General features: G+C 33.9%; 17 protein-coding genes and 6 pseudogenes. 15 read left to right on the top strand and 8 right to left on the bottom strand.

The genetic code is table 11. The annotated features are described in order from the left end of the window. Positions 1 to 184 precede the first annotated feature (184 nt). The 6 genes and pseudogenes from ACTYA4_RS06300 to ACTYA4_RS06275 form a co-directional block, all read left to right on the top strand. On the top strand, positions 185 to 310 hold the full coding sequence (locus tag ACTYA4_RS06300) for a hypothetical protein (RefSeq protein ID WP_443480454.1): 126 nt from the start codon (positions 185 to 187) through the stop codon (positions 308 to 310). A 5-nt stretch (positions 311 to 315) separates the two neighbouring features. Continuing rightward, positions 316 to 1890 carry a spore germination protein gene (locus ACTYA4_RS06295; RefSeq protein ID WP_443480614.1) on the top strand — a complete coding sequence of 525 codons (1575 nt, stop codon included), beginning with the start codon at positions 316 to 318 and terminating at the stop codon, positions 1888 to 1890. 31 nt (positions 1891 to 1921) lie between these two features. After that, a pseudogene (locus ACTYA4_RS06290) lies at positions 1922 to 3006 on the top strand (spore germination protein). Beyond that, positions 2996 to 4189 carry a Ger(x)C family spore germination protein gene (locus tag ACTYA4_RS06285; RefSeq protein ID WP_443480453.1) on the top strand — a complete coding sequence of 398 codons (1194 nt, stop codon included), beginning with the start codon at positions 2996 to 2998 and terminating at the stop codon, positions 4187 to 4189. Before ACTYA4_RS06290 ends, ACTYA4_RS06285 begins: the two are co-directional and overlap by 11 nt. A gap of 69 nt (positions 4190 to 4258) precedes the next feature. Then, positions 4259 to 5362: a spore germination protein gene (locus ACTYA4_RS06280; protein WP_443480452.1), complete on the top strand. Its 1104-nt coding sequence runs from the start codon at positions 4259 to 4261 to the stop codon at positions 5360 to 5362. Between the two features lie 98 nt (positions 5363 to 5460). Next, a pseudogene (locus ACTYA4_RS06275) lies at positions 5461 to 5643 on the top strand (IS3 family transposase); the annotation flags it as partial. Between the two features lie 485 nt (positions 5644 to 6128). Here ACTYA4_RS06275 and glyA read toward each other — a convergent pair. Next, positions 6129 to 7472 carry a serine hydroxymethyltransferase gene (gene glyA / locus ACTYA4_RS06270; protein WP_443480451.1) on the bottom strand — a complete coding sequence of 448 codons (1344 nt, stop codon included), beginning with the start codon at positions 7470 to 7472 and terminating at the stop codon, positions 6129 to 6131. A gap of 167 nt (positions 7473 to 7639) precedes the next feature. Next, the gene (locus ACTYA4_RS06265; RefSeq protein WP_443480450.1) at positions 7640 to 8290 is read right to left on the bottom strand and encodes a GntR family transcriptional regulator; all 651 of its coding nucleotides are present in this window, start codon (positions 8288 to 8290) and stop codon (positions 7640 to 7642) included. 471 nt (positions 8291 to 8761) lie between these two features. On the opposite strand from ACTYA4_RS06265, the gene pdxS reads away from it, so the two are divergent. The 4 genes and pseudogenes from pdxS to ACTYA4_RS06245 all read left to right on the top strand — a co-directional run. Beyond that, complete coding sequence (gene pdxS, locus ACTYA4_RS06260) at positions 8762 to 9643, top strand: pyridoxal 5'-phosphate synthase lyase subunit PdxS (RefSeq protein WP_443480449.1); 882 nt, start codon at positions 8762 to 8764, stop codon at positions 9641 to 9643. Positions 9644 to 9799: 156 nt separating this feature from the next. After that, a pseudogene (locus ACTYA4_RS06255) lies at positions 9800 to 10479 on the top strand (Glu/Leu/Phe/Val dehydrogenase family protein); the annotation flags it as partial. A 287-nt stretch (positions 10480 to 10766) separates the two neighbouring features. Then, positions 10767 to 12179 (top strand): branched-chain amino acid transporter BcaP, encoded by a 1413-nt coding sequence (gene bcaP, locus ACTYA4_RS06250; RefSeq protein WP_443480448.1) that lies wholly within the window; start codon positions 10767 to 10769, stop codon positions 12177 to 12179. Positions 12180 to 12226: 47 nt separating this feature from the next. Beyond that, a pseudogene (locus tag ACTYA4_RS06245) lies at positions 12227 to 12420 on the top strand (DUF2268 domain-containing putative Zn-dependent protease); the annotation flags it as partial. Between the two features lie 174 nt (positions 12421 to 12594). Here the strand turns inward: ACTYA4_RS06245 and ACTYA4_RS06240 are convergent. Beyond that, positions 12595 to 12885, bottom strand: a pseudogene (locus ACTYA4_RS06240) (AraC family transcriptional regulator); the annotation flags it as partial. Between the two features lie 63 nt (positions 12886 to 12948). Between ACTYA4_RS06240 and ACTYA4_RS06235 the strand changes: the two are divergent. Together ACTYA4_RS06235 and ACTYA4_RS06230 are read left to right on the top strand one after the other, a co-directional pair. Beyond that, a pseudogene (locus ACTYA4_RS06235) lies at positions 12949 to 13379 on the top strand (recombinase family protein); the annotation flags it as partial. Between the two features lie 34 nt (positions 13380 to 13413). Next, a complete protein-coding gene (locus tag ACTYA4_RS06230) occupies positions 13414 to 13638 on the top strand; it encodes a hypothetical protein (RefSeq protein WP_443480447.1) in 225 nt (74 codons plus the stop codon). Here ACTYA4_RS06230 and ACTYA4_RS06225 read toward each other — a convergent pair. The 5 genes from ACTYA4_RS06225 to ACTYA4_RS06205 all read right to left on the bottom strand — a co-directional run bounded on the left by ACTYA4_RS06225 (position 13605) and on the right by ACTYA4_RS06205 (position 16238). Further along, positions 13605 to 14339, bottom strand: a complete 735-nt coding sequence (locus ACTYA4_RS06225; RefSeq protein WP_443480446.1) for a Mu transposase C-terminal domain-containing protein — start codon at positions 14337 to 14339, stop codon at positions 13605 to 13607. The genes ACTYA4_RS06230 and ACTYA4_RS06225 overlap by 34 nt on opposite strands. A 188-nt stretch (positions 14340 to 14527) precedes the next feature. Then, positions 14528 to 14713, bottom strand: coding sequence for a TnsA endonuclease N-terminal domain-containing protein (locus ACTYA4_RS06220; protein ID WP_443480445.1), 186 nt, complete (start codon positions 14711 to 14713; stop codon positions 14528 to 14530). A 20-nt stretch (positions 14714 to 14733) separates the two neighbouring features. Then, positions 14734 to 14910 (bottom strand): hypothetical protein, encoded by a 177-nt coding sequence (locus ACTYA4_RS06215; RefSeq protein ID WP_443480444.1) that lies wholly within the window; start codon positions 14908 to 14910, stop codon positions 14734 to 14736. A 412-nt stretch (positions 14911 to 15322) separates the two neighbouring features. Then, positions 15323 to 15565: a hypothetical protein gene (locus tag ACTYA4_RS06210; protein ID WP_443480443.1), complete on the bottom strand. Its 243-nt coding sequence runs from the start codon at positions 15563 to 15565 to the stop codon at positions 15323 to 15325. A gap of 289 nt (positions 15566 to 15854) precedes the next feature. Further along, positions 15855 to 16238, bottom strand: coding sequence for a hypothetical protein (locus ACTYA4_RS06205; protein ID WP_443480442.1), 384 nt, complete (start codon positions 16236 to 16238; stop codon positions 15855 to 15857). 147 nt (positions 16239 to 16385) lie between these two features. On the opposite strand from ACTYA4_RS06205, the gene ACTYA4_RS06200 reads away from it, so the two are divergent. From ACTYA4_RS06200 to ACTYA4_RS06190, 3 genes are read left to right on the top strand one after another with little or no spacing between them, the layout of a single operon-like run. Next, complete coding sequence (locus ACTYA4_RS06200) at positions 16386 to 18428, top strand: hypothetical protein (protein WP_443480441.1); 2043 nt, start codon at positions 16386 to 16388, stop codon at positions 18426 to 18428. Next, complete coding sequence (locus ACTYA4_RS06195) at positions 18421 to 19290, top strand: ABC transporter ATP-binding protein (protein WP_445505579.1); 870 nt, start codon at positions 18421 to 18423, stop codon at positions 19288 to 19290. Before ACTYA4_RS06200 ends, ACTYA4_RS06195 begins: the two co-directional genes overlap by 8 nt. Further along, complete coding sequence (locus ACTYA4_RS06190) at positions 19284 to 19937, top strand: hypothetical protein (RefSeq protein WP_443480439.1); 654 nt, start codon at positions 19284 to 19286, stop codon at positions 19935 to 19937. The genes ACTYA4_RS06195 and ACTYA4_RS06190 overlap by 7 nt, the downstream gene beginning before the upstream one ends.

Here is a 19937-nt window from a genome sequence, read left to right as displayed (position 1 = left end):
TTTTGATCCTTTTCTTTATCATTTTCATGAAGGATCATCAATGGATTCATTTTCCATATATATACCAGATAATTACGGCTAATAATAATGATTGATCATTACATTTCCCAAGAAAAAACCGGTACTTTACTCTTAGAATTATGGTAAATGGTGATCAGACAATTTGCACTTAAAGGATGGTTTTATGTGGAAAACAATCATTTCCTATCTTCCAGACTGGGAAATCTTCATTCAAGGTTTGATTGTATTATTCGTCCCGTTAGCCATTTCAAGATTTTTTAATTGGTTCCGTACATTTGAGGAAGAGTGATGAGAATGAAATGGATGAAATCAAACTGGAAAAAACAGTTTTCAACCACTCAAGGTGAAAACAAGCAAGATTTTTCATATGATCAAGCAACAATAGGTCAACAAATAACAGGGAATTTAGACAGAGATTTGAAACATATTAAGCAAGTAATCGGCCATAATTCAGATGTCCATTTTCGGGAGTTTCACATAGGCTTTACAGGCGTCAGAGCTACTATTATTTTTGTTGAAGGATTATCCGATAAAGATTTCATCAACAAACAGATTATGAAACCGTTGATGTCAGAACTAGCAAAAGAGTATAATCAGGAGCAAACTTTTGTAAAAGGAAACTTATCAAAAGAGTTTTTAAAAAATCATATTTTTTCAATAAGTGACTTAAAAGAAGTACACAGCATAAACAATGTAGTGTCAGAGGTATTGATTGGATCGACTGCACTAATGATCAATGGAACACTTGATGTCTTCATTTTTGATACCACAAACGTAAAAGCGCGGAATTTTGAAGAACCAGTATCAGAGGCATTAGTAAGAGGTCCACGGATTGGCTTTAACGAAAAGTTAAGCGATAATACCGCCCTTTTACGAAGCCTTGGCAAAAATGAGAGTTTATCAATCATTAATTTCCAAGTAGGAAGCCGGGCAAAAAAAGAGCTGGTCATTGTCTATATGGATGGGATCGCAGATCCGGATTTGATGGAAGAGGTAAAGAAACGAATCAAGAAAATTGAGATGGATAATTTGGCTGATTCAGGTTACATAGAGCAGTTTATTGAAGATAATTACCTTAGTCCTTTTCCGCAAGTGCAGAGTACAGAGCGCCCAGATCGCGTAATAAGTGCCCTGATGGAGGGACGAGTGGCTATTTTGTTGGACGGAACACCATTTGCTTTGATTGTTCCGGTTACATTTAGCATGATGCTACAATCACCCGAAGATTATTATGAACGTTGGATTCCCGGAACACTCATCCGTCAATTGCGTTTTGGAGCAGCCCTTATTTCTTTATTGGGGCCTTCCTTGTTTATTTCGTTTATTTCGTTTCATCCCGGATTGATCCCAACCAAGCTAGCCATTTCAATTATTGGTACGAGGGAAGGCGTTCCATTTCCTGCACTTATTGAAGCGCTTTTTATGGAAGTAGCTATTGAAATCATGCGGGAAGCAGGACTTCGACTGCCTAAACCGATTGGTCCAGCAATTGGGATTGTCGGAGGACTGATCATTGGAGAAGCTGCTGTACAAGCAGGGATTGTAAGCCCCATCATGGTAATCGTCGTGGCCATTACCGCTATATCCTCCTTTGCAATTCCACAGTACAGTGCAGGGATTTCATTACGCTTCCTTCGTTTTGGTGCCATGTTTTGCGCAGCTGTATTTGGATTGTACGGGGTCCTTTTGTTTTTTCTCTTGCTTTGTAGTCATTTGGTAAGACTTAAAAGCTTTGGTATACCTTATGTCAGTCCGGCAGTTTCATATCGCTTAAGTGACTGGAAAGATTTTATTGTACGCATGCCGTTCCAGATGATGAAACGCCGTCCAAAAATGCTGCATCCAACAGATTCCCTGCGCAAAAAATAGTATTAGACGAAAGGATATGAACCAGCGGGCGATGATCGGGCCAAAAGAACAAATTACCACACAGCAAGTTGCTGTCATCCTCATTAATACTTTACTTGCTGTAGGAATCCTCACTCTGCCTAGAACTTCTGTTGAGAAGGTAAAAACACCAGATGTGTGGATATCCGTCATATTGGGCGGATTAATAACGATACTGGCAGGAATCGTCATGGTGAAGTTAAGTCAGCAATTCCCCAAAAAAACTGTTTATCAATATAGTGAAGACATCGTCGGAAAATGGGTAGGTAGGTTGGTTAGTCTTGTAATGGATATTTACTTTTTTACGGTTTCTGCATTTGAAGTCAGAACACTTGCAGAAGTAACCGGCTTCTTGTTGCTGGAAGGCACTCCTTCATGGGCTGTTATCATGCCATTCATATGGGGCGGTCTCTATCTCATCATAGGCGGCATTAATCCGATGGCCCAGTTGTTTGAAATGATACTACCTGTTACTGTTATCCTTTTTTTGCTGATTGCGATGATGAGCTTCAAACTTTTTGAAATTGATCATTTACGCCCTGTATTAGGAGCAGGAATTATCTCTGTACTAAAAGGCGTAAAGACAACTACACTTGCATTTACCGGACTAGAATAAATGCTCTTCCTTGTGGCGTTTATGCAAAAGCCGGACAAGGCCGTAAAAGTAATGTTAGTTGGCATTGCAATTCCCATGTTCTTTTATGTAATAACCGTAGTGATGGTCATTGGAGCATTTTCTATCGACGGAATGGTCTCTAGAACATGGCCTACTATTGATCTCATGAGGAGTTTTGAAATTCCGGGACTGATCTTTGAGAGGTTTGAGTCGTTACTGCTCGTGATCTGGATTATGCAGATTTTTACTTCCTTTACATTTGTCTTTTATGTTGCTGTTTAGGACTTGCTCAACTTTTTAAGAAGAGCATTAATCCTTTTATATATGGTTTAATTCCGGTTATCTACATCATTTCCGCAATTCCAAGAAGTATCGATGAGTTATTTAAATTAGGCGATATCATCGGCAATGCTGCATTGTACTTATTTGGTCTGATTCTTCTCATTATTTCAAAATGGAGGGGTAGAAAGCATGAAGCATAATAAAAAGGTTCGTTTCATTTTAAGCACTCTATATGTTTTTTCCTTCCTTACACTAACTGGATGCTGGAGCAGCCATGAACTTGAAGAAGTCGGCTTAAGTGTGGGCTTGGCATTAGATCAAGGAAAGGAATCCTCTTTTGAGAAAAAGCTCAAGGAACAGGAAGGATTATACCCCAAAAGGGATATTCTAACCTTGACCTATCAATTTGTTAATCCTCTTGGAACGGGATCAAATAGTGAAGGGAAAGGTCAGCAAAAAGCATTTATTAATATTTCTGAAACTGGTGATTCCGTTCATCAAATGACTCGGGAATTTTCATTAAGAAGCCAGCTTCCGGTTTTTAGCCCGCATCTTAAAGTCATTGTCATAAGTGAGAACCTAGCACGAAAATATCGTTTAGAACAATTACTTGATCAGTTTCTCCGTAATAATGAGATTAGGCCCAGCTGTTTATTGGTCATAAGTAAAGGCCAGGCCAGCGATACACTGGAATCAAAAGATGCCAAAGAAATTCCAGCGTTTCGACTCATTGGTATTTCTGATAATGAATATCGAACAACAAGGATTTTAGCTCCGGTAACACTTGCAAAATTAATGGGAAAACTGCAATCAGATTCCAGCTTTCTGGTGCAAAATGTGATTTCAGCAAACGGAGAGGTGAAATTTTCAGGAGCAGCAGTGATTGAAGCAAAAAGCAGCAAGCTTCGAGGGTTTTTGAATGAAGAGGAATTGGAGGGCTTAACATGGATTACTGGCAAAGGCAAAGGCGGTCTAGTAAAAACCTATGATAAAGAGACTGATCAGCAAATCATCTATGAAGTAAAAACGATGAAAAGTAAAATCACCCCCCATATTAAAGGCAACACCATCTCTTTTGATGTGAACATAGAATCTGAGGGGCGCATATCTGAAAATTGGACAGTTTCTGAAAAAACGTCTTTAAAAACTGCTGAAAAAGCAGTCGAAGAAGAGGTGAATAGATTGGTAGACCATGTATTAAAACTTATGCAAGAAGATTACAAAGTTGATGTTGCCGGGTTTGGAAATGAGTTGAGAATACATAATCCCAAGATGTGGGAGAAAGTCAAAAAAGATTGGGAGCAAACCTTTAGAGAGGCATCAATCAAGTATAATGTGCAATTAACGATAACAGATTATGGATCTTCAGAATTTAGCAAATAAATACCGGGCTAAACGCCCGGTCAGATTGAAAGTAGTAATCCTGAATTGTGAATAAGGAAGTGACCATCAATGATTACCAGTTCAAAAGACCGAATTACGACCGGGCAGGCAACTGTTATCGTGATCAATAGTATATTCGGAGTAGGAATCCTCACTTTGCCCAGAACAGCGGTAGAGAAGGTGAAAACTCCAGATATATGGATCACCGTTATTTTAGGCGGTCTGATCACGATGATCGCAGGAGTGTTCATTGTTAAATTAAGCCAACAGTTTCCCGGAAAAACCTTTTATGAATACAGTCAAGAAATTGTTGGTAAATGGGTTGGAGGGTTACTTAGTCTGCTTATTGTATGTTATTTTTTTACAGCTTGTGGGTTTCAAGTCCGAGCGCTAGCAGAAGTATTGACATTTTTTTTGTTGGAAGGCACCCCTACCTGGGCAATCATCATGACATTTATGTGGGTAGGTCTGTATCTGATAATTGGCGGAATAAATCCGATCGCCCGAATGTTTGAAATTATCTTGCCTATTACCGTCATCTTTTTTATAATTGTTGCCTTTATGAGCTTCAAACTATTTGAAATTGATAATCTACGCCCGGTACTAGGGCTGGGAGTGATACCGGTACTAAAAGGAGTAAAGACAACTGGTCTATCATACACTGGTTTTGAAACCATTTTGTTCCTTTTGCCATTTATGAAAGAACCAATGAAAGCAGTAAAAGCCGTTCTAATTGGAATTGCTTTTCCGTTGATTTTTTATTTGATAACGGTCGTAATGGTTATCGGAGCATTATCTGTTGATGGAGTGGTCACGAGAACATGGCCGACACTTGATCTTATACGAAGTTTTGAAGTCACCGGTTTGATCTTTGAACGATATGAGTCTTTGTTGCTCGTAATATGGATTATGCAAATGTTTTCTTCCTTTACGATCTTCTACTATGGTGGTGCTTTAGGACTGGCTCAACTCTTCAAAAAGAGCATTCGTCCATTTATGTATGGCTTGCTTCCGGTTATCTACATCATTGCCATGATTCCGAAAAATATCAATGACATGTTTAAATTAGGGGTTTTACAGGGCAATGTCGCGTTGTATTTATTCGGTTTACTGCCACTGGTGCTTCTAATGGTCTCGCGATGGAAGGTTAGAAAACATGAAGAAAAGTCATAACAATTTACGGTTTCTTTTGGTTTCGCTGTTGGTTCTTTTGCTTTAAGAAAAAGGGATCTTCACGTATCCTTCATTCGCCCATAAGCTAAAACTGGGGTGATGCCACATTTAAAAGTATCAAGACAGAATTTATAAAAGGAATGTATTTTGATAGTTTGGAACAGTTGAAATTAGAATTAGATGATTACGTTCATTGGTTTAATCACATCAGAATTCATGGAACACTCGGGTATTTAAGCCCAATTGAATACAAAAAAGAACACCTTAAAAAAATTGTCTAGTTTAGTGTTGACATACCAGTTCCAGAATGTGGAATATTAATTAAGATATTTTTTCCTTTTAAATCCCCTTTTAATAATTTCAATACAGCTACAGCATTTGCTACTTAATTGAGGCTGGAGAACATTTAAATGATCATATGATGAAGGGTTCATTTCCAAGAGTCTAGCGCTAAATTGAAGGAACCGAAGTTCTGGGTATTTTAATGGAATAAAGGATTGAGTTAAATGCCGATCTTTGAATAGGGAGCGATTGCAGAAAAAGTAGTAAACAAGTGATACATATTATACATGACTAATATGTATCACTCCTTATTTTTTATGACTTTTTATGAATTAGATCTTGGTAAATTTTAAATCTATAACAAAACATAATGCAGTATCCTTTAACTCCAAAAAATTTATGCTTACTTCTCTTTTTAAAAAAATCTGAACTCCAAAAGGTCGTTTTAAACTCCTTTTTAGTCAGCTTCTTATTTCTTTTTATATTAATCAAAGCAATAATGTATCTTCTGGTAAGCTTTACGGAAATCAATAATTTCTTTGCGAACTTCTTCAGTTGATTTTTTGTTTTTCAAGACATCTAGAATAAAGTCTGCTATAATTTCCATTTGTTCTTCCTTCATACCTAATCTTGTTACCTCTGTTGTTCCGATGCGCAATCCACTTGGATAATCCCAATCTTCTGGTTTATCACTTGGAATAAGGTTCTTGTTGGTTATAATGTTTGCCCGACCTAATTTTTTGGCTATTTGAAGTCCATTGCCAAATGCACGGACATCAGCAATCACTTGGTGTGTTCGGGTAAAACCTTTATGAGCACCAAGCATTGTTAAACCTCTTTCTTGAAGAGCTTTACCTAATGCCTGAGCGTTCTTTACGATTTGCGCCATATATTCTTGACCAAACGCAAGAAACTCTGCACAAGCTGCAGCAAGTGCCGCAACACGATTAACTTGGTGAGTAGCTGCAAGCGCAGGAAAGATTGCATCTGTTACTGATTTATTGATTTCAGGATCATTCCATACAATGATACCACTTTGCGGACCGCTAAAAGTTTTTCCGGCAGAACCTGTCATAATGCAAGCTCCTTCACGAAGGGGATCTTGAAATTGTCCTCCACCAATTAATCCAAGCTGATGAGCACCATCAAAGAAAATTTTTCCTCCCCATTCTTGTACGATTGCGGTCATTTCTTTTAGTGGAAAAGGGAATAAAGTCATTGATGCCCCAAGAGCTACAAGGCGTGGTTTAATTTCACGGGCTGTCTTAGCAAAGGCATCTAAATCCACAGTCAATTCTTTTGCATCCATCGGTACATCAAATATATTTAAGCCTCTGATTCCTGCTGGTCCATCATAACGATTGCTAGAGTGTCCGCCTGTTGGTTGAGGAATGGTCATAATGTTATCACCAGGTTTTGTCAGAGCTGAATACACAGTGAGGTTACCAACCATACTCGCTATCAAGCGGTGATCGGCATAATTAGACTTGAATACTTTTTTTAGAAGCTCTACACATAGTGATTCAATCTCATCTATATAAGTAGTTCCAGCAAACCATCTTTGCGTAGGGCCAATATGTCCTTCTGCAGCTCTTGTTCCAACTTCAGAAGCTAAAAGATTTCTAACAGTCGGGCTTGTTGGCGCCTCTGGAGCTAATAGATTAAGGCATTCTTTACCTCTCCATACGTCATTTCTCTTAACAGCATTAATAACTTCTTGTTGCATCATCCGTGGTGATGAGCATTTATCAATTAATTCGCGTGCTGTGCGTAAAACATCTGGATCGTGAACTTCATGCTTTGTAATCTCTTCTGAAACATTAACCATTAAACTTTCCCCTCTCTTAAGAAAAAATTAAAAATCAATAACCAATATATCGGTTTTAAAAAAGAAGTATATCAACTTCTTTTTTACCATATCATGAGCAAATTGGTTATACAACTATATTGTTAGAATATATGACAGTTATTTTTCGAAAAGGAGGTTACTTTGTCTTACGAGTCTTCTGTAAGAAGTTGAGAGAGACTTAACCAGTTTTCTTCTAAGAGGTCGGCTAATTCTTTTTTATCTTGTTGACCTATACATTCAATTATTCTCTGATGTTGTTTTACAGAAGTTATTCCATCAACTGAGTTAAATTTAAATAACTCAAGTCGTCTAATCTTTGGCATAAGTCTCTCCAACGCTACAGAGATCTCTGGGTTTCCAGATGCTTTCAAAATTACCTCATGAAACTCATTATCTTTTTTGATAGCTTCTTTTGCATTCCTTTGCTTAATTGCTATCTCAAATTCAGAATTAATTCTTTCCATTTCATGGCAATTTTCTGTTTTTAAATGAGGAATCGCTAGTCTAGCTGCAAGAGAATGAAGCGATGCTACTACAGTAAAGGCATTTTTCGCTTGATGGGTATCGATTAAACTAACCTTTGTCTCAGAACCAGGAGAAGATACAATTAAGTTTTCATCTTCTAACCTTTTAAGGGCTTCTCTCACAGGAGTTCTGCTGACACCAAATTCTTCAGCTAAGAGTTTATCATTAATTCGTTGATTAGGCTCTAATTCTAGATTTATAATGGCAGATTTTAATCTTTTATATACCTGATCTCTCAAAGAAGAACGATTGATTTGACTAATATTTTTCATGTAAATCTTCACTACCTTTCAGCTAGAGTTTGTTTTCTACTTTCATTAGTTAATTTTTAATCGCTTAATCATACGTTAACCTAGATAAATAAAATCTACAAGAATCTTTTAATCAATTACAAACTATTTACATCAAGATTTTGCAGACCTAACCTTTTGTTACTATTTAGGACTAAAACTTAAATTTATGTAGAACTTTAAATTAGGAAGAGAATATAACGATGTGATAACTCATTCCTTTCCTAAAAAATAGTTATTAGTCTTTCACAATTTTTTAGGACTGTAATACAAATGATGTTTATATATTTATAATATTTTCTTCAAAAATTAAATGTCATATTTTCTAACAAATTATTTGTATAAGAGATTTACTCATGATAATATCAAACAAAGCTGATATATTGGTTTTTGTATTTAGTATTTATATTATGGTGAATCTATTTAGATATTGCGATGTTTGGAGGAAACACAATGAAAACGGGTACAGATCGAGTTAAACGCGGAATGGCCGAGATGCAAAAAGGCGGCGTTATTATGGACGTTGTCAATGCAGAGCAGGCCAAAATTGCAGAAGAAGCAGGAGCAGTTGCTGTTATGGCTCTAGAAAGAGTACCATCAGATATTCGTGCAGCTGGCGGAGTAGCAAGAATGGCTGATCCACGTATTGTTGAAGAAGTATTAAATGCTGTAACGATTCCTGTTATGGCTAAAGCAAGAATCGGTCATATTGTAGAAGCTCGTGTATTGGAAGCGATGGGAGTAGACTACATTGATGAAAGTGAAGTATTAACTCCTGCTGATGAAGAGTACCATTTACTTAAAAAAGAATTTACCGTTCCATTTGTTTGCGGCTGCCGTGATCTTGGTGAAGCAGCTCGCCGCATTGGAGAAGGTTCAGCAATGCTTCGTACAAAAGGGGAGCCGGGTACAGGAAACATTGTTGAAGCTGTAAGACATATTCGTAAAGTAAATGCTCAAGTGCGCAAAGTCGTACATATGAATGAAGATGAGTTAATGACTGAAGCTAAGCTTCTTGGTGCTCCTTATGAAGTTCTTCTTGAAATTAAAAAATTAGGTCGTCTTCCAGTTGTAAACTTTGCTGCAGGCGGAGTAGCAACTCCTGCTGATGCTGCTTTAATGATGCAGCTTGGAGCAGATGGTGTATTTGTTGGATCTGGTATTTTTAAATCTGAGAATCCAGCAAAATATGCAAGAGCGATTGTAGAAGCAACAACTCATTATCAAGACTACAAGCTTATTGCTGAATTATCAAAAGATCTTGGAACAGCGATGAAGGGAATTGAAATTTCTTCTTTATCTCCTGAAGCTCGTATGCAAGATCGCGGATGGTAATTAAGAGAAACAATAGTTGAAAAAGACGTAGTACTTTAGGGAAGGAGATATATGGATTTCTAGTTTGAATAAATACTAAATATAAATTAGGAATCTTATTATCTTCTTTCATTTAGTTTCATTATATCCTCATCTATACTGACCTTCGGAGTTTAACAATCCTCCTTTATCGTTACTAGAGTTTCACCTGAATTAGGAGGATATGGAAACCCATCACCTTTAACGGCATATGGAGTATACAAAAGGGTAAAAGCTGCAGCTCTAAAAGCTTTTGGTTCAGAAGATTTAACTGGTAAAGTGATTGCAGTCCAAGGAGTAGGCAGTCTAGCCTACAATTTATGTCGTCACCTGCATGAAGAAGGATCTAATTTAATTGTTACTGATATTAACGCTGAAAATGTAAAAAAGCTGTAAATGAATTTGGAGCTAAAGAAGTAGCTGTTGATGAAATTTATGATGTAGAATGCTATATCTTCTCTCCTTGTGCAATAGGGGCTATTATTAATGATGACACCATCAATCGTCTAAAAACACGTGTAATAGCAGGTGCAGCAAATAATCAGCTAAAGGAAGAATACCACGGAGATATGCTAAAAGAGAAAGGGATTATATATGCACCTGATTATGTAATTAATGCTGGTGGATTAATTGCTGGAGAAGATGGACTTCACGGTTTTAATCGTGAACGTACTATCAATAAGATTGATGCTATATACACTAATCTCCAAAAAATATTTAAAATTGCTGAACTTGAAAATATATCGACTCATCGTGCTGCAGATAAACTTGCTGAAAAAAGATTGTTGGATAGGAAAAATTCTAACATGCGGTATTAATCAGTAAAAATAATTTTTTGAGTGAAAACTTTATAATAGATATTCATACTAGATTCGAAAAATCCCTCCTTGGCACACATCACTTCTACATTTCCAAGGGGGCAACAAAAAAATTTTTTATCATTTATATTCTGAAAATTTATACAAAAACAATAGAATTATTTTTATCCTATCTAAGCAGAAATTACAAAATATATGGTATTTGATGGATATCCAATGTAAGCGGAATATCTTCATTATTGATATCCATCATCTAACATATAAATAATATTAATGGAGAAATGTACATGAATTTTTTTCGAAAGAAGTCAATTAATTTATTATTATCTCAATCAGACAACAAGAAGCTTCAGCTAAAAAAAGACTTGGGTGCATTTGATTTAACCATGCTCGGAATCGGTGCCATTATTGGAACAGGCATCTTCGTTTTAACAGGAGTAGCAGCCGCTGAACATGCAGGTCCTGCCTTAATTATTTCGTTTATTTTATCCGGTTTAGCGTGTATTTTTGCTGCACTTTGTTATGCGGAATTTGCTTCAAGTGTACCTGTCTCGGGAAGCGCCTATACGTATAGCTATGCAACGTTTGGAGAATTAATTGCCTGGATTTTAGGCTGGGATTTAATATTAGAATACGGACTTGCCTCATCAGCTGTTGCAAGTGGATGGTCTGGGTACTTTCAAGGTTTATTAGCGGGATTGGGGATTCATTTTCCGACAGCTTTAACAAGCGCATACGACCCAGCTAAGGGAACGTATATTGATGTACCTGCTATTATGATTGTTTTTCTCCTTACATTTCTATTAACCCAAGGTGTAAAAAAATCAGCTCGCTTTAATGCAGTGCTAGTTATTATAAAAATTGCTGTTGTTTTATTATTTATTGGTGTAGGCGTATGGTACGTAAAACCAGAAAATTGGACTCCGTTTATGCCGTTTGGTTTTTCTGGTGTTGCAACTGGTGCAGCAACGGTATTCTTTGCTTATATTGGTTTTGATGCAGTAGCAACAGCTGCTGAGGAGGTACGTAATCCACAAAAAAATATGCCGATCGGTATTATTGCTTCTTTATTTGTATGTACAGCATTGTATATTATCGTTTCGCTTATTTTAACAGGAATTGTACCTTATGATCAGTTAAATGTAAAAAATCCAGTAGCATTTGCATTAAATTACATTAACCAGGACTGGGCGGCTGGATTTATTTCTCTAGGTGCAATTGGAGGGATTACAACAGTATTACTCGTTATGATATATGGACAAACTCGTTTATTTTATGCCATTAGTCGAGATGGCTTATTACCAAAAGTATTTTCAAAAGTTAATAAAAAGAAACAAACACCTGTTTTGAATTCTTGGATTACATGTGTATTAGTTTCAATCTTTGCAGGTTTCATTCCATTAGGTAGATTAGCTGAATTAACGAATATCGGAACATTATTTGCGTTCATGACGGTTTCAATTGGAATTTTATTTTTACGTAAATCTAAAATAGCAAATACAGCTGGTTTCCGCGTTCCATTTGTACCAATAATACCAATTTTAGCATGTGTATTTTGTTTATATTTAGCTCTTCAATTGCCAGGTTTAACTTGGATTAGTTTTGCTGTCTGGCTTGTAATAGGATTAATTATTTATTTTATATATGGATATAAACATAGCAAATTGGCAAGATCAGATAAAAACAATCACGTAGCATAAATAATATAAAATTTGATGAATATTCATTTTGATGTGTTTAATTTGTATTATCATTAAAAGGATTTGCTGAGGTAAGTAGTTATATGTTTGGTGATGAGATTGCCAAACAAGAAGGATACCAACCTGTAGGTCTTTCTTTTTGTGCTGGATATGCAGTAGGTTATGAGGTTGTTCAATCTTTCATGAAAAGCATAATAAAACGATATATGAAACAACGTTAATTTCTAGTGATGATAATTAATGGATCTAGCTTATTTTCTTCTTGATGGAGTGAATACTTAGTTGAATAAGAAATGAAGAAAAATTCACCATTAATAGAATAAGAGCATGTTTTTAATACACTTCTTTAAAACATGCTCTTTAAGTTTGTTCGCTGTTAATAATTTTTTGATGTTCTACAGCAACAGCCGATAAGTCATGATTTTATGGGCACGCAGATTTCACAATAAGGATTGTTAATCATATCACCAGTGTATTTTTCCAAAATAGGTTTATTATCAATTTGATATCCATTACTTTGTAGAGATGAAAAAATATCAGCATATGCTATTTGAATATCTTCTGCCGTATGTTTGACTTCGTAAATAAGGTATTTTCCACCAGAGAGTTTACCTTCATAAATTGAATCATCCATTTGATAATCCTTTGAAATCACAATACAAGCATCAAATCTACAATTTTCAGGCAGTGTTGTCTCAGGGTTATCTTAACACGTGCATATCCTACCTTCATTTATTTCATCCTTTGTTTTTTAATTTTTCTGTTTTATCGTGATAAAAGACAAGAATTGGAAGAAGACCTTAGATTTGTACGCTCTGGTGACACGATAGTAGTATGGCGGCGCTTAGGTCGTTTAGGAAGAAATATGCAACATTTAATAAAAATAGTGAATGACCTTAACGATTGTGGTATTAGCTTCCATAGCTTACAGGAAAACATCACCATGGACAAAGCCAGTGCAACGGGACAACTTATGTTCCATCTTTTTGCTGCATTTGAGCGTAATCTTATCCAAGAGCGTTTAGCAGCTGGTCGTGCTGCAGCAAGAGCCAGAGGATGATTAGGAGGAAGACCGGAGAAATTAGATAAAAAAGAATTGAAATGTTGAAAACATTGGTGGCAAATGGGACGTCCATTACGGATATCGCTCAAAGGTGGGGTGTGTCCCGGACAACTGTTTATCGATATCTGGAAAAATAGAAATAATCTATGTTTTTGAAGGGATGGTGGAAATATGGTATCAAGAGGGAAAGAATTACTAACAAAAGACCAAAGAGCTGAATTTGTACGAATTCCAGCTAATATAACCGAACGTTCTGCTTTACTACTTTCAGAAGAAGTTTGCTTTTTCTCTTTAACTGCTTGTTTAATAATGGAGTCAATCGCTGCATCTGCATTAAGTGTATTTTCTTTTTGCTTAGTACTTTATCGTAATTTTATTTCTTGTAAGAGCTGCTGATAAAATTCAATTTCTTCTAAAGAGTTATTTTTATATTGATGACTGCTATCTAAGAGATAACATATATCGAAATTACGACCATCAGAATGTGGGATATATATTTGGTTCATTTCTCGTGGATCAAAAACTACCTCAATACTTTTATTTTTCATCTTTAAATACCACTGCTCATTTATAGCCTTTTCCGAGCCATAAGACAATCCTTTAAATTTAATGCCTGCTCTTGTGATACGAGCTTTACCTTTAGGTAGTAAATTCAACCTCAATATATTTTTATCGCTAATTGTCTGTAATCTACCTTTTTTATTTTCAATTCCCCAAGTCCATAAATTAATTGGGGTATCCGCTAATCCTGCGGTTATCATTTCTTTTTCTAATGGATATTTATTAATAATTTTTTTATTATGATGCAGGACAAGATGAATCACGATTTTAGTAAATTCTTCTAGATTCAAACTGGCATCTAGTCGATAATCCCGGTCTCCTCTTTCACGATACTCTTTTGCATATGGATCTGGGATAGGAAGTAAAATATCATTTTGTATTTCATTCTCCATATCTGAAAGTAAAATTTTTTTAGGCATCGAAGTATCTCCATGAAGATCAACCAAGTATGCTGCATTATCATTTATTTCAATAACACGAATACGATTCTCTTCTTCTCTATCAGTATATTGATAGACTTGGTTATAAAAGATCATATCGCTCTCACCTTCTCTGAAAAATCTTTTCTGACTTTATTAACGTGTAAAATCTCGTTAATCTTTTAGAAACCTCTAACTCTGTAACAATTCCCCAATCTATATTCTGCCGTTCCCAATAGATACGCTCTATTTCAAACTACTCTAACACTCTTTTATTCATAAGTTCATCTTTATATTTCAAAGTTCTAGCTCTGATACTGCTGATTTTTACTTACCGTTACTAAAAAGTCTGTTGTCATTACTACTGGTTCGCCTGTATTAGGATCTGTGGGGTGTTTAATCCCTAATTCTTCTGCGATGATAATTGTTTCTTCAATTGGTAATAAAGGAAACTGTTCACGAATATCCACAATAAAACCTGAATATTCCAATAAATAAAAGTAGTTTCGTTTTAATCTGAGAGAAATTCAAACTGTCTTTTTACTTTTATCCCTTTTAATCGAGTTGAACGTCCTAAAGATGGTACATCTTGAATAGTAACCCATGGTTTGTAATCAATGCCCATTCCTTGCCCAAAACCATCTTTTAATTTTTTGTCAATTGATACTGAACGTTTGCGTTTAGACATAAATTCACCTCTTTTTTATTTAGAAACACAAAAATAGCCTCTTACGGATATCAAACCCGAAGAGGCTATTTTTTATCAAATTTTATTATAAATGATCAATCTTTTTTAGAAATAATCAATCTTTGTTACAAATGATCAAACTTTATTATAAATCCACAAAAATTTGTAGCTTTGAAATAAAGTTTGATCAAAAGTGAGCTGCAAACGTTGATTTTATAATAGAAGAAACCCACTCATTTTGAAAAAAGATTGATCAAAATGTATGAGATCGGTTTTAATGTACAGTTAGTTTTTATAAAAAAGTTTGATCAAAAGTTACAATTCTAAATAGCTATTTCAACTTCACCGGACATCAAACGTTGTACAATACTGTTATGGATAATTCCTACAAATGTCTTTACTGTATTTGGCGTTACATTAATTGTTTTGTTTGTATCATCAAAAGTAACTCTAATTGACGAGTCCAGTTTATTAACAGCTTCTTTAATTTGTTCAATAGAATAGTTTGTTTCCCGTAATGTGTAAAACCTAGTAAGTATATCGTTTCTAATTTCTTCCTTTTTTTCTGTGCATGTTTACTGGTAAAACGATCAGACTCTACTAACCTAGTCTTATTAGGCTCAAGCTCTAATGAAAATTTCCTTAATCTTTTCATAAGGACTTTCTCAAACCTTATTGCATATGATGTAGATTTAAAATAAAGTTTAACCAAAAACGTTCCGAACAGGCACAACTAATTTATTGTACTTGCTATCATATGTAAAAAAGCCCCTATGTTGTTAAAAACATAAGAGCAAAAAGAAATGTTATTTACTAGACACTATTCACATATAAAGAAGAAAGCTATCTCATAAGTAATATGACTTATGAAACAGCCCCCTATACAGTATTATTCTTAAAACTATTATGTTAGAAATCTATCTTTAAAAGTTAAATTAATTTCCCTATTTACTTTCCATTCCAGCTGCCCCTTGCAAATAATAAAGACCAGCTTCACCAGTCCATTTTGCTCTTACATAATAATCATCTTTATCTACTATCCAAATATTAGATTCATAAATTTCTTGATTATCACCAACTGTTCGAGTATGAACTGATTTATTAGGACCTGTTATTTCTTGCATAATATAAGCGTAATAATCTATACTACTATCGTTATTTGCCCAGAATGAATCCATCACATGATCACCACAGTAGACTTGTGAACCAGAAGCGTCTGGATTACTACTATCTATTTGGGCAAAAGAACTTGATGCATAAGCATTAAAGCCAAATAACATTAACACTCCAAAAGTTAAAATTCCTCCTAAAGCTTTTTTAATTTTCATTTTTTCCCCTCCACAAATTAATTCAACAAGTCAATATTACCATATTTACCTATAAAAAAGTTAAAATTTTTCATTTTTATTATTTTATTTCCTTTTTTGTAGTAAAATAATATCATATATTATTTATTTCTAAGTGAGGGGAAAATATTGCATATTATAATTAACAGTATAGTTTTATTATGGTTACAGTTTAAAAGACAGCTATTATTTTGGTTGCTTTTACTAGGGTTCTTTAGCTATGAAATACTTGCCTTGTATGACATACAATCACCTGGACAAATGTTAACCTCTACAAGTTTTCTAGTTCAAGGAGGTATTTTAGCTTTTTTGCTATTTGGCGTCATGGTAATGCGTTCAGAGGACAAGCATCAATTAACTGATTTATTCTTAACCATCAAAGATGCATTATTATATAAAATAATTTCTAATATCTTATATGGTGCAATTGTTGCTTTTGGTTTAAGTATATTATCGTACCTTCTTTTTTTAAGTTATTACTTTTTAAAAGGATGGCCAGTTACGCATTTTTATTTAAGTGCGTTTCTCTATTTTTTGCTCTATTTTTGTATACCTTTTTTTATTAGCTACTGTATTGGCTATCTATTAGCAATCATTATTAAAAGTAAACTCATTTTCCCATTAACTTTAATTATTTGGGCGTTAATAGGGCCAATGAATACAGCTTTTATTGGAACACAATGGAAACAAGTTACAAGGTGGTTAAATTTAGGAGATCCAAATCCTTATGGAGTATATAATAGTCATTATGGATTTTCCATAGATATCTTCTATTGGTTAACCCATCTATTGTGGATAATAATTTTAGTTGTTACGTATACCCTTTATTTATATAAAGGTAAAAATTTACTAGAAAAAAAATTTGCTTGGTTAATTTTATCTATTTCATCTCTATTAATAATGACAATTGCTTATCCTCTAAGTTTAAAATGGCAGTTATATGTAAGTGGAGACGAGAGTAAAAAATCCAGAGAATTTTATGATATTTCTTATTATGAAAAAAAATCTAACTATATAGAGAATAATAACTTAACAATTTTATCCTATGATATTGATTTAGATATTGATAGACTATTAAAGTCTCGTGTAAAAATGGTTTTGATGAATGATAGTAATAAAGACTTAAAAGATTTTACTCTTTCTTTATACCATGATTTAAAAATAAAAAGTATTAGGGTTGGAAATGAAGAATTAAAGTTTAAGCAAGATCAAGATTCTATTCAAATCTTTTTAAAAAAAGTATGGAAATCTAAAACAAAGTGGTCTCTTGAATTAGAATATGAGGGTAGTAGCTCCCCTTTATTTTATGCCAATCAGAGAGCTATCTACCTCCCTTTTTACTTTAACTGGCTTCCATCGGTTGATAATAAACCATCCTTTATTATCAATAAATATGGACAATTAGTAAGAACAAACCATCAAGTAAACAACTTTGTATCATATAAACTTAAATATAGTGGAAAAAAACCGTTATACACAAACTTAGAAAAAGAAGGAGAAAACAAATGGGAAGGTACTTCCTCTTTTGGCTTAACATTAACAACCGGAGAATTGCAAAGTAAAAAGAATGGAAAATCATTGCTAGTTTTCCCTGGTGATATAAAAGGACTTAAATATAATGAATTTGAATTTGCAACTAAATCATTGATGGATAAAATTTCAAAAGATTTTAATTTATCTCTACCTTATCCTTCAAAAGTTATGATGGTTCCAACATTATCTATTTCAGATAATTCTCTACAATATCAGTTTGTTTGGTATTCACCAGAGATCTTGTTGTTAAATTATTCTGATGATTCTTGGCTAATTGATATTCCTTATATATATACATATTGGCTTGTTCCCGCACTAACTTGGAAGTATCTAGATATAGTGGTGGAAGACCCTGACTTTTTGCAAGCTTTTGAAATTATGTATGGATATATATATAATAAGCAAAATAATATTATTGATGAGGGAAATAAAATAGAATGGTATAATTCGGTACCTAGCACTGGGACTAAAAAGAAAGTATTAATGACATTATCCGATTGGCTAAAAGAAGAAAGTAATCTCGACAAGAAAAATAAGTTTTGTATCGAATGGTTTACTATGATAAGAAGTGGAAAAGTGTCATGGGAAGATGTTCAAATTTTATTAAAGAAATATAGGGTAGGTGAAAATGTTGAGTAATTTAGTATTAAATAATATAAATAAAAGCTTTAGAGGAAAGCAAGTCTTAAACAATGTTTCTCTCCAAATAAAAGGATCATTTGGTCTTCTTGGACCAAATGGTGCCGGAAAAACTACGCTGATGCGAATTATTGCAACACTTGAAAAACAAGATAACGGAAGTATACATTTAGAGGATATTTCATGGGAAAATGTAAAAAAAGTGAGAAACCATATTGGTTACCTGCCACAACATTTTTCTATTTATAAAAACTTAACTATTAAAGAGGTCATGAATCATTTCGCAATCTTAAAAGGTTTAACAATAAAAACAAATAGAAACACTACTATAGATAACATTCTTTCTGCGGTCAATTTAATGAATGAAAGAGAAAAGAAAATAAAAAATCTCTCAGGTGGTATGTTAAGACGTCTGGGAATAGCACAAGCTTTATTGGGAAATCCAAAAATTATTATTGTAGATGAACCTACAGCTGGTTTAGATATTGAAGAACGCGTACGCTTTAGACAACTCTTAAGAAAATTATCAGAAGACCGAATAATCATTATTTCAAGTCATATTGTGGAAGACTTAGAATCTACTTGTAATAATATTGCTATTATGAAACAAGGAAAGGTCTTACAAACTGGAAGTAGAAAAGAATTAATAGAAATAACTACGGGGATGGTATGGGAAATAGAAATCCCTATTGAAAAAAAATTAGCAATAAACGAAGAAGATATTATTTCAACAAAACAATTAAGCGATTCTTATTTAGTTAGATTTTTCTCAGAATCCTATATTCCTAATGCAAAATTGGTAGAAACAACGTTAGAAGATACCTATTTATATTTGACGAAAAGGGTAAATGTAGTATGTTAAAAAAACTAAACCTTCCTTTTGAAATAAAAGCTCTAGGATATTCCTTTTATTTACCTATTCTACTTCAAATCATTTTTCTTTTTCAAATGGTATTATTGGATAACAAGCTTAATTTTATTCTTTTAAAAGAAATGGAATTTTTAGTTGTTCCTTTTTCAGCATGGTGGATAATATTTCTTTATTATGATTATTTTGAAGAGGATGGAAATACTGTTCTGTTTACCTATCCTCTTACCATTTTTCAGCATGGTATACTAAGAGTTAGTATTTTTACATTATTATATGAAATACTTCTTATTATTGATTGTTTAATATTGAATTTAATACATTATAAAAATTATTTTTTTAATTTATTGCTGCCATATTTATTTCAGTCTCTTTTATATATAGCTATTGCCTTTTTTATAGTACTTTTTTCAAAAAAAGTAATGGTTCCTATTATAGTCATTGGAGGTTATGTATCAACGGAATATTTAACAGGTGGTAATATAATACCATTTTTTCATATTATTACGTTTAATATTGAACCTATTACTTTTAGAGAATCAGAATACGGCCTAATTCTTAATTTCTCTTTATCTTTTTTTCTTTTTTTTATAAGTCATATACTCTTAAAATGGACGATTAATAAGCGTTTATTAAAGTAG

Source organism: Niallia yueguangensis (genome assembly GCF_052663115.1).
The sequence above is the reverse complement of the archived record's forward strand: the minus strand, read 5'-3'. Positions and strand labels throughout refer to the sequence as shown.